Source organism: Kitasatospora sp. NPDC032757 (assembly GCF_055579305.1).
Map to the genome: position 1 here is coordinate 367,476 of NZ_JBVINN010000004.1, position 10,302 is coordinate 377,777.

Consider the following 10,302-nt stretch of genomic DNA (forward strand, 5'->3'; position numbering starts at 1 on the left):
CCGCTGAAGTGGGCCCGCCGGGCGCACCGGAATACGGTGGGCGCATGACCCAGCTCCCCTCCGCAGTGTCCGTCCGCGAGAGCGGTACCGGAACACCCCTCGTGCTGTTGCACGCCTTCCCGCTCAACGCCTCGATGTGGTCCGCCCAACTGGATGCCCTGCCCGGAACCACCGGCCACGAGGCCCGGGTGCTCGCCCCCGACCAGCGCGGCTTCGGAGGCACCGAGCTGGGCACGGACGAGCCTTCGCTGGACGCGGTCGCCGACGACGTCGCCCTGTTGCTGGACGCGGCCGGGATCGAGCGGGTGGTGCTCGGCGGCCTCTCGATGGGCGGGTACGTCGCGCTGGCCTTCGCCCGCCGCCACCCGCACCGGCTGGCCGGGCTGTTGCTGGCCAACACCAAGGCGACCGCCGACACCGACGCCGCCCGGGCCAACCGGGAGCGGATCGCCGCCGCGGTGCTGGCCCGCGACAGTGTCCAGCTGCTGCTGGACGAGAACGTGGCGGCCGGCCAGCTCGGGCCGGACTCCGGGCACCTGGTCGACCGGGTGCAGGGGATGATCGCCGCGGCGCCGCCGGCGGCGGTCGCCTGGGCGCAGCGGGCGATGGCGGCCCGGCCGGAGACCCTGGACGTGCTCGCCGGGGTGCGGGTACCGGTTGCCGTGGTGGCGGGGGCGGAGGACGGCCTGATGCCGCTCTCCGAGGCCGAGCTGATGGCGCGGGCACGTCCGGACGCGGAGCTGACCGTGCTCCCGCGGGTGGGCCATCTGAGCGCCCTGGAGGCGCCGGAGCAGTTCGACGCCGTCGTCCGCCGGCTGTTGGAGCGGGTGGCCGGATGAGCGAGCGGAGTGCGGAGCCGGGCAGCTGGGACTTCTCGGCGCTGGAGGTCACCGGCCGGATGCCCGTCACCAACCGGGGCGAGGGCCTGGTCGAGCTGACGCTGGAGCCGCTCGGCGAGGACTACTGGCTGCGGCCGGGGGAGACCTTCATCGTCACCTCGTACGGGGACTACGGCCCCGGCCACCCCTTCGAGGTGCAGTACTGGCCGGACTCGGTGTCGGTCTGGTGCACCTCGTGGTTCGGCACCGTCTCGGACGACGACGGCAACCAGCTGAGCTGCGGCCACCAGCGGCCGGACGGGGCCTACCCGCGGTGAGGGCGCGCGGACCGGGAGGCCGGCGCTCCGGCCTCCCGGTCCGCCGCCGCGGCGGCCCCGCGGCCCGGCCGGACAGCACGACGGGCCCCCACCCCGGAGGGTGAGGGCCCGTCGTGCTGTGGCGTCAGCGCGACTGCTGGGCGGGCACGCCCATGGTGTCGTCGTTCGGCAGCGACGCGGCGGCCACGGCCGCGCCGGTCAGCGTCGCCAGCATCTCGCGGACGTTGGTCAGCTGGGCGTTGATGCTGTCGCGGCGGTTGGTGAGCGCCGCCAGCTCGCGCTCGGATTCGCTGCGGATCCGGTCGGCCTTGGCGTTGGCGTCCGCCACGATGTCCTCGGACTGGCGCTGGGCCGTCTCGACGGTCTGGCGGGCCCGGCGCTCGGCGTCGGTCCGCAGCTTCTCGGCCTCCAGGCGCAGCTGCTCGGCCCGGTGCTCGATCTCGGCCAGGCGCTTCTCGGCCTTGGCCTGACGGGCGGCCAGGTCGCGCTCGGACTGCTCACGGCGCTTGGCGAGGTTGGTCTCGAACTCCAGCGCGGCCTGGGCGGCCTTGGTGCGGGTCTCCTCGAAGAGGGCGTCCGCCTCCTCGCGCTTGTTCTGGGCGTCCTTGTTGGCCTCGGCGCGCAGCTGGGCGCTGTCGCTCTTGGCCTTGTCGACGATCCGCAGACCCTCGTCCTCGGCCTTGGCCTTGCGGTCCTTGGCGTAGTTCTCGGCCTCGGTGCGGACCTGCTGGGCGGCGGCCTCGGCGAGCTCGCGGTGCTGCTCGGCGGCGCGGTGCGCCTCGTCGCGCAGGTCCTTGGCCTCCTCCTCGGCCAGCCGCAGGATCTTCTCGACGCGGGCGCCGAGACCGGCGTAGGAGGGCTCCGCCTCGGTGACCGCCGCCTGGGCGGTCTGGGTCTCGAGGTGGAGCTCCTCGATGCGCTTCTCCAGCGCGCTGATCCGGGTCAAGGCACTGTCACGGTCGGCCACCAGCTTGGTGATCCGCTCGTCGACCTGGGCGCGCTCGTACCCACGGCGCACCAGGTCGAAGCCGTGAGGGGAGTGACTGTCGCTCATGGGGTTCTGGGCTTCCTGTCGTCAAACCGCTGAGGTGGTTGAGGGAATCCTGACACGGTACCGGAGTGTCTACGGCGAAACGCCGTTGTCTCGCGGACAATGTCCGCTCAATCGGGTGGTGCGCTCTTGGAGCGATTGCCACCCGACCGGGGGGCGCCGACTCCGGCACCGGCCTTGGCACCCCCGTCCTTCTTGGTGGTGCTTCCCCCGTTGGTCTGGGCGACCGGTGACGGTGCCTCGAACGCCTCCAGTGCGGACAGCACGTCCTGGACCCTGGAGATCTCGGTGTTGATGTCCTTGCGGCGGCGCACCAGTTCGTCCAGCTCGCGCCGGCCCTCGTCGGTGATCCGCTTCGCCTCGGCCCGCGCCTCGGTGAGCAGCCGCTCGGACTCCGCCTTGGCCAGCTCGATCTGCTCGTCCGCGGACTCGTCGGCGGTCCGCACCCGCTTCTCCGCCTCGGCCGACGCCGATTCGAGCCGCTGCTCGGCCTCGTCCTGGGCGGACTTCAGCTTGGCCTCGGCCTTGACGATCAGGGCCTCGGCGCGGTCGGTCGAGTCGGCGAGCTTGGTCTCGGCCTCCTTCAGCAGGCCCTCCGCCTTGCGGACGGCCGAGATCCGGACCTTGCTGGCCTCGGCGGACGCCTCCGAGGTCAGCTCGTTGGCGCGGTCCTCGGCGGCCGCGACCAGCGCCGCCGCCCGCTCCTCGGCCTCGGTGACGGCGGCCACCGCCTGCTCCTCGGCCTCGGTCAGCTGCTCCTGGGCGGCCGTCACCAGCGCGTCCACCCGCTCGCCGGCCGACTTCATGGCCTGCGCGTTCTCCTTGCGGGCGCGCTCGTGCAGGGCCTCCACCTCGGCGTCGGTGCGCTCGCGCAGCTCCTCGGCGCGCTCGCGGATCGCGGTGGCGTCCCGGCGGGCCTCGGAGAGCAGCGCGTCGGCGTCGGCCCGGCCCTTCTCGACCTCGGCCTGACCGGCGGCCTCGCCGGCGGCGACCAGCCGGTCGGCCTCCTTGCGGGCGGCCGCGACCATCGCGTCCGCCTGCTCCTCGGCGGCGGCGGTGGTGGCCAGCGCGGTGGTCTGGGCGTCCTCGCCGAGCGCCTCGGCGTCCGCGAAGGCCTTCTCCAGCACCGACTTGGCGTGCTCGCGGGTGGCCTTGTCGAACTTCTCGGCGGCTTCGCGGGTGTCGGCGTCGAAGGCGTCGGCGCGGGCGTGGGTCGCCGCGTCGTACTCGTCCGCGAGGCTGCGGGTGGCCAGCGCGTACTCCTCGGCCTCGGCCCGCAGCGAGGCGGCGAACTCCTCGGCCTCGGCGACCGTGGCGGCGGCCTGCGCGTCGGCGGCGGCCACCGTCCGGGCGGCCTGGGCCTCGGCGTCGGCGCGCTGCTGCTCGGCGACCTCCTGGGCGGTCCGCAGCTCGGCCTCGGCGTCGGCCCGCAGCTGCTCGTCGTAGGTCTGCGCCTCGGCGCGCCGGCGGCCCAGCTCGGCCTCGGCGGCCTCGCGTTCGGCGGCCAGCTCCAGCTCGGTCTGCTCGCGCAGGGCTGCGGTCTCGGCGGCGGTCCGGGCCCGCAGGTCGGCGGTCTCCCGGTCCGCGAGGGCCCGCTGCTCGGCGGTCTCGCGGTCGGCGCTCTCGTGCAGCTCGGCGACGGCGCGGTCGGTCCGCTCGCGCAGCTCGGTCGTCTCCCGCTCGGCCAGCGCCCGCAGTTCGGCGCTCTCGCGGGCGGCGGTGTCGCGCAGCTCGGCGGCCTCGGCCTCGGCGGTGGCCCGCAGCTCGGCGATCTGCTGCGAGGCGGCCTCGTGCATCCCGGCCACCGACTGGCGGACCTCGGCGGCCTCGTCCTCGGCGACGGAGACCAGCGTGGCGCCCTCGGCCTTGGCGGCGGCGACCAGCTCCTCGCCGTCGACGCGGGCCTGCTCCAGCACCTCCTGCGCCTCGGCGCGGACGGAGTCGGCGGTGGCGCGGGCCTCGGACAGCTCCCGGCCGGCCTCGGCCCGGACGGTCTCGGCCTGCTCGGAGGCCAGCGTGAGGTCGGCCTCGGCCCGCTCGCGCAGCTCCTCGGCGGCCGCCTCGGCCTCGGCCAGCCGCTGCTCGGCGGCGGTCCGGGCGCTCTCCAGCGCCTCCTCGGCCTCGGCGCGCAGGCGGGAGGTCTCCGCGGTGGTGTGCTCGGTGAGCTCGGCGGCGGTCTGCTCGGCCTCGGCCCGGACGCGGTCGGCGTGCGCCTCGGCGGCCTGCCGGAGCGCGGCCGTGTCGGCAGCGGTCCGTTCGATGAGCTCGGCGGCGGCCAGGTCGGCCTGTTCGCGGGCGGCCCGGGCGGCGGCCAGCTGCTCGGCGGTCTCCTCGCGCTCGCGGTGCAGCTCGGCGGAGGCCTCCTCGCGCTCGCGCCGGCTCTCCTCCCGCAGCGCGTCGGCGGCGGCCTCGGCCTCGGCCCGGGAGCGGGCCACCTCGGTGTCGGTCTCGGTCCGCAGCCGCTCGGCGTCGGCGACCGCGGCGTCCCGGACGGCGTCGGCCTCGGCCTGCGCGTCGGCCCGCAACGCCTCCGCGGCGGAGGTCGCCCCGGCGCGCACCTGCTGGTCGAACTCGCTTGCCTCGCGGCGCAGTTCGGCCGTCTCCCGCTCGGCTGCGGCCCGGTTCTCGGCGGCCGCGGCCTTGGCGGCGGCGAGCGCGTCCTGGCCCTGCTGCTCGGCGGCGGCGATGGTCTTCTCGGCCTCGGCGCGGGCCCGGCCCAGAGTCTGCTCGGCGCGGCCCTGGGTCTCGGCGGCCTGTTCCTTGGCGTGCTCGCGCAGCCGCTCGATCTCGGCGGCCGCGCCCCGGCGCAGCTCGTCGGCGTCGGCCTTGGCCTTGGTGAGCAGCTCCTCGGCGTTCTTCGCCGACTCCTCGATCTGGACGACGGCCTGGCGGCGGGCCTCGCCGCGGACCCGGTCGGCCTCGGCGGCGGCCTGGGCCCGCAGCTCCTCCGCCTCGGCCCGCAGCCGGGCGGCCTCGTCCTGCATCTCCCGGATCCGCTCGCGGACGGCGGCGGCGTCGTCCATGGCGGCGTTCTGGGCCTGCTCGACGGCGGCCTGGGCCTGCTCGCGCAGCCGCTGCGCCTCGGCGGCGGCCTCGGTGCGGATCCGCTCGGCCTCCGTGGACGCGCCGGTCCGGGCGGCCTCGGCGTCCTGGTTGGCCCGGGAGAGCACCTCCTCGGCCGTCTTGGCGGCCTTGGCGAGGTGGACGGTGGCGTCCTTGGCACCGGCCGCGCGGCCGGCCTCCTCGGCCTCGCTGCGCAGCTGTGCGGCGGTGGCCTCGGCCTGCGCCCGCAGTTCGGCGACGTCGCGCTCGGCCTGCGCCCGCATCTCGGCGATGGCGGCCTCGGCCTCGGCGCGCAGCTGACCGGCCACCGACTCGGCGGTGGCGCGCAGCCGCTCGCTCTCCTCGGCGGCGGCGGCCTTGGCGGCATCCGCCTCGGCCTGCTTGGTGGCGGCCTCGGCCTTGACGGCCTCGGCCTCCTTGGTGGCCTGGGCGACCATCCGGGCCACCTCGGCCCGGGCGGTCTGCGAGCGCTGCTCGCTGGCGGCCTCGCCGTCGGCGACCTTGCGCTCGGCGGCGGCCTCGGCGTCGGCCTGGAGCTGCTCGGCGGCGGCCTCGGCCTGGGCACGCAGTTCGGCGGACTCCCGCCGGGTGCGCTCGGCCTCGGCGATCGCCTCGGCACGCAGCCGCTCGATCTCGGCCTGGGCGTGGGCGAGTGCCTCCTGGGCGCGCTGCTGCTCGGCGGCGGCGTGCTCCTTGAGCCGGCCGATCTCGGCCTGCGCGGCGGCGAGCTGCTGTTCGGCGGCGACGTGCGCGGCGGCCAGCTGCTGCTGGGCCTCGCCGCGGGCGGCGTCGACGTCGGCGGCGGCCTGGGCGCCGGCCTGCTGGGCCTGCTCGGAGGCGGCGCGCAGCAGGCGCTCGGCGTCGGTCTGGGCGCGCTGGAGGGCGGCCTCGGCGGCGGCCTGGGCCTCGCCGCGGGCGGCGTCGACGTCGGCGGCGGTCTGCGCGCGGGCCTGGTCGGACAGCGCGGCGGCCTCGGCGCGGGCGCCGGCCATCAGCCGGTCGGCCTCGGCGCGGGCCTCCTGGAGGAGGCGCTGGGCCTCCTGCTCCGTGCCGGCCCGGGTCTGTTCGGCCCAGTTGACGTTCTCGTTGACGTGCTGCTCGGCGCTGCGCCGCAGCTCGGCGAGCTCGTCCTCCAGCTGGCGGCGGCGCGCGGCGAGCTCGGCCTCCAGGCGGGCGGTGCGCTCGGCGGCCTCGGCCATCAGGCGCTGGGTGGCCGCCTGGGAGTCGCGCAGGTGCCGCTCGGCGTCGGCGCGCAGCTGCTGGGCCTGCATCTCCGCGGTGCGGAGCATCTGCTCGGCCTGGCCCGAGACGGCGTCGAAGGCGCGCGGCTGGGCGAGCATGCGACGGGACTCGTGCAGCTTGGCCCGAAGCACCTCCACCTGGTAGGCGAGGTCTTCGGCATGCTCGGCCGTCTTGTCCCGCTCCTTCCGAGTCCGATCCATCTCGGCCTCGAACTGGGAGAGGTGATCGTCAGCCTCGTAGCGGTCGTAGCCCCGCACTCCGCGGTCCCATCCATCTCCTGGTCGCGTCCTCGACCCGGCCGTTCCGGGGCACCCGATGTCCGGGGCCCTGGTCCGACTGGGTCCTTGCATCCGCAGCCGGTGGACGACCCCTTGTTCAGCTGGGGGCGTCCGCCACGGTCGTCGAAGCCCTGGCCGATGGGAGCGCGGTCGTTCCGCGTTCCCCCGTCCGGGTGGACTTCTGGGCGAACTCTTGCCTGTGGAGAATGGTGACAGATCCGAACTGACTGTTCAGCCGTGCCCGCGTAATGGACTCCCCTGCGACGGGCCGACCACCGGAGGGCGGACGGGCCTGTCATCGGCCGTGCCCGTCGTCCCCGTCCCCCGGAGTCTTCGCGCACCTGGGCATTGTAGTGGGAGCACCCTGCGGGGGAATGGCCGCGTGGGGGTTTTCCGGGCAGAGGGCGACATTACTGACGGGTCACCAGTGGGTGCCGCCCGTCGGCGGCACCCGCCGGCGGCTCAGTGGGCCTCGTGATCGGCCGGCTCGGCGGAGGTGACGAGCTCGGTCAGCACGCCGCCGCAGTCCTTCGGGTGGAGGAAGGTGATCCGCGATCCCATGGAGCCGATCCGCGGCTGCTCGTAGAGGACGCGGACGCCCTTGGCGCGGATCTCCTCGGCGTCGCCGTCCACGTCGGCGGTGCCGAAGGCGATGTGGTGGACGCCCTCGCCGTTCTTCTCCAGCCACTTGGCGACGGTGGAGTCGGGCCGGGTGGGCTCCAGCAGCTGGAGGTAGGAGGCGCCGCCGTCGCCGGTGTCGTTGATCTTGAGCATGGCCTCGCGCACCCCCTGCTCCTCGTTGACCTCGCTGTGGAACACCTCGAAGCCGTAGGTGGCGCGGTAGAACTCGACCGTCTTGTCGAGGTCGCGGCAGGCGATGCCGATGTGGTCGATGCGGGTCAGCACAGTGGCCTCCGGGTCTGGACGGGCAACGGGACGGCAACAGTGCAGCGCATGCGGCCGGAGCGCGCCAGCGATGGCGGTGCGAGCCTGCTCACACGGCCGCCGCGCCCGGACGGTCACGGCGCGGTTCACCCGGACCGGGTTGACACGGTGTTGACTGGACAGTGCCAGTGCGCTCGATCACACCGTCGCTCCGGTGACGGGCGGGTTACAGGTCAGTACATTGAGCGGCATCCTCACCTGGCCACGACGTGCGAAGGGGCTCGTCCCATGACCAACACCACCTCTGTGATCGTTGCCGGTGCGCGGACCCCGATGGGTCGCCTGCTCGGTTCGCTCAAGGGATTCTCCGGCGCCGACCTCGGCGGCTTCGCGATCAAGGCCGCCGTGGAGCGGGCCGGCATCACGGGTGACCAGGTCCAGTACGTGATCATGGGCCAGGTGCTGCAGGCCGGCGCCGGCCAGATCCCGGCCCGCCAGGCCGCCGTCAAGGCCGGCATCCCGATGAACGTCCCGGCGCTCACCATCAACAAGGTGTGCCTCTCCGGCCTGGACGCCATCGCGCTGGCCGACCAGCTGATCCGCGCCGGCGAGTTCGACATCGTGGTGGCCGGCGGCCAGGAGTCCATGACCAACGCCCCGCACCTGCTGCCGAAGTCCCGCGAGGGCTACAAGTACGGCGCGGTCGAGCTGCTGGACGCGATGGCGTACGACGGTCTGACCGACGCCTACGAGAACATCCCGATGGGCGAGTCCACCGAGAAGCACAACGCCCGCCTGGGCATCCCGCGCGAGGCCCAGGACGAGATCGCCGCCGCCTCCCACCAGCGCGCCGCCAAGGCGCAGCAGAACGGCGTCTTCGAGGCCGAGATCGTCCCGGTCGAGATCCCGCAGCGCAGGGGCGAGCCGGTCGTCTTCAGCCAGGACGAGGGCATCCGCGCGGACACCACCGTCGAGGGCCTGGCCAAGCTGCGCCCGGCCTTCACCAAGGACGGCACGATCACCGCCGGCACCTCCTCGCAGATCTCCGACGGCGCCGCCGCGGTGGTCGTGATGAGCAAGGCCAAGGCCGAGGAGCTGGGCCTGACCTGGATCGCCGAGATCGGCGCGCACGGCAACGTCGCGGGCCCGGACAACTCGCTGCAGTCGCAGCCGTCCAACGCGATCAAGCACGCGCTGGCCAAGGAGGGCCTCGAGGTCGCCGACCTCGACCTGATCGAGATCAACGAGGCGTTCGCGGCCGTCGCCTACCAGTCCGGCAAGGACCTGGGCGTCTCCTCCGACATCGTCAACGTGAACGGCGGCGCGATCGCGCTCGGCCACCCGATCGGGATGTCCGGCGCCCGCGTGGTGCTGCACCTGGCGCTGGAGCTCCAGCGGCGCGGCGGCGGCGTCGGTGCGGCCGCGCTCTGCGGCGGCGGCGGCCAGGGCGACGCGCTGATCGTCAGGGTTCCGAAGGCCTGATCGTCCGACATATCTTCGGGGCTGCGGACCGCCACAAGCGGTCCGCGGCCCCGATCCACAAGGAGATCCCGATGATCGATGTCGCGACGCTGGTCGAGCAGGCCCGGCAGGGCCGTCCGCGTGCCGTCGCCCGGCTGATCTCGCTGGTCGAGAACGCCGCCCCGCAGCTGCGCGAGGCGATGGCGGCGCTCGCGCCGTACACCGGCCGGGCCTACACCGTCGGGCTGACCGGGTCCCCGGGTGTGGGCAAGTCGACCTCCACCTCCGCGCTGGTATCGGCCTACCGCCGGCTCGGCAAGCGGGTCGGCGTGCTGGCCGTCGACCCGTCCTCGCCGTTCTCCGGCGGTGCGCTGCTCGGCGACCGGGTCCGGATGCAGGACCACGCCACCGACCCGGAGGTCTTCATCCGCTCGATGGCCACCCGCGGCCACCTCGGCGGCCTCTCCTGGGCGGCCCCGCAGGCGCTGCGGGTGCTCGACGCGGCCGGCTGCGACGTGATCCTGGTCGAGACCGTCGGCGTGGGTCAGTCCGAGGTGGAGGTCGCCGCCCAGGCGGACACCACGGTGGTGCTGCTCGCCCCCGGGATGGGCGACGGCATCCAGGCCGCCAAGGCCGGGATCCTGGAGATCGGCGACGTCTTCGTGGTCAACAAGGCCGACCGGGACGGCGCCGACGCCACCGCCCGGGAGCTGAACCACATGCTCGGCCTCGGCGAGGCCCGCGAGGCTGGGGACTGGCGCCCGCCGATCGTGAAGACCGTCGCGGCCCGCGGCGAGGGCGTGGACGAGGTGGTCGAGGCGCTGGAGAAGCACCGCGCCTGGCTGGAGGAGCACGGCGAGCTGGCCGCGCGCCGCCGCCGCCGTGCCGCGGACGAGGTCGAGGCGATCGCGCTGGCCGCGCTGCGGTCCCGGATCGGCGACCTGCACGGTGACCGTCACTTGGCGACGCTGGCCGAGCGGGTGGTGGCCGGCGAGCTGGACCCGTACGGGGCCGCCGACGAGCTGGTCGCCGGGCTCACCCGGGGCTGAACGCGGGGGGGGGGGGGGGCCCCCCCCCCCCCGGGGGGGGGGCCGTTCCTGGGAGTTCGGGGAGGGTTTTGGGTACAGCTCCCCTAGGGGGAGGCTAACAAGCCCCCCAAGGGGTTG

Annotated in this window: 7 protein-coding genes; 4 read left to right on the forward strand and 3 right to left on the reverse strand. The window is 74.8% G+C overall.

Annotation, left to right across the window (positions count from 1 at the left end):
• Nucleotides 1–44 precede the first annotated feature (44 nt).
• Nucleotides 45–839, forward strand: coding sequence for an alpha/beta fold hydrolase (locus tag ACZ5WK_RS09310; RefSeq protein WP_405361377.1), 795 nt, complete (start codon nucleotides 45–47; stop codon nucleotides 837–839).
• Nucleotides 836–1,156, forward strand: coding sequence for a hypothetical protein (locus tag ACZ5WK_RS09315; RefSeq protein ID WP_396320862.1), 321 nt, complete (start codon nucleotides 836–838; stop codon nucleotides 1,154–1,156). The genes ACZ5WK_RS09310 and ACZ5WK_RS09315 overlap by 4 nt, the downstream gene beginning before the upstream one ends.
• A gap of 124 nt (nucleotides 1,157–1,280) precedes the next feature.
• Here ACZ5WK_RS09315 and ACZ5WK_RS09320 read toward each other — a convergent pair whose 3' ends face one another.
• The 3 genes from ACZ5WK_RS09320 to mce form a co-directional block, all read right to left on the reverse strand.
• Complete coding sequence (locus tag ACZ5WK_RS09320) at nucleotides 1,281–2,210, reverse strand: coiled-coil domain-containing protein (protein ID WP_218201876.1); 930 nt, start codon at nucleotides 2,208–2,210, stop codon at nucleotides 1,281–1,283.
• Nucleotides 2,211–2,317: 107 nt separating this feature from the next.
• On the reverse strand, nucleotides 2,318–6,769 hold the full coding sequence (locus tag ACZ5WK_RS09325; RefSeq protein WP_465546467.1) for a hypothetical protein: 4,452 nt from the start codon (nucleotides 6,767–6,769) through the stop codon (nucleotides 2,318–2,320).
• A 483-nt stretch (nucleotides 6,770–7,252) separates the two neighbouring features.
• A complete protein-coding gene (mce, locus tag ACZ5WK_RS09330) occupies nucleotides 7,253–7,696 on the reverse strand; it encodes a methylmalonyl-CoA epimerase (protein ID WP_396320865.1) in 444 nt (147 codons plus the stop codon).
• 267 nt (nucleotides 7,697–7,963) lie between these two features.
• On the opposite strand from mce, the gene ACZ5WK_RS09335 reads away from it, so the two are divergent.
• Together ACZ5WK_RS09335 and meaB are read left to right on the forward strand one after the other, a co-directional pair.
• On the forward strand, nucleotides 7,964–9,157 hold the full coding sequence (locus tag ACZ5WK_RS09335; RefSeq protein ID WP_396320866.1) for an acetyl-CoA C-acetyltransferase: 1,194 nt from the start codon (nucleotides 7,964–7,966) through the stop codon (nucleotides 9,155–9,157).
• A gap of 71 nt (nucleotides 9,158–9,228) precedes the next feature.
• Nucleotides 9,229–10,185 (forward strand): methylmalonyl Co-A mutase-associated GTPase MeaB, encoded by a 957-nt coding sequence (meaB, locus tag ACZ5WK_RS09340; RefSeq protein ID WP_396320867.1) that lies wholly within the window; start codon nucleotides 9,229–9,231, stop codon nucleotides 10,183–10,185.
• Nucleotides 10,186–10,302: the final 117 nt, after the last annotated feature.

Coding starts and splice junctions, on each gene's coding strand:
- meaB (WP_396320867.1), top strand. CDS start 9,229: ATGATCGATGTCGCGACGCTGGTCGAGCAGGCCCGGCAGGGCCGTCCG.
- ACZ5WK_RS09335 (WP_396320866.1), top strand. CDS start 7,964: ATGACCAACACCACCTCTGTGATCGTTGCCGGTGCGCGGACCCCGATG.
- ACZ5WK_RS09310 (WP_405361377.1), top strand. CDS start 45: ATGACCCAGCTCCCCTCCGCAGTGTCCGTCCGCGAGAGCGGTACCGGA.
- ACZ5WK_RS09315 (WP_396320862.1), top strand. CDS start 836: ATGAGCGAGCGGAGTGCGGAGCCGGGCAGCTGGGACTTCTCGGCGCTG.
- ACZ5WK_RS09320 (WP_218201876.1), bottom strand. CDS start 2,210: ATGAGCGACAGTCACTCCCCTCACGGCTTCGACCTGGTGCGCCGTGGG.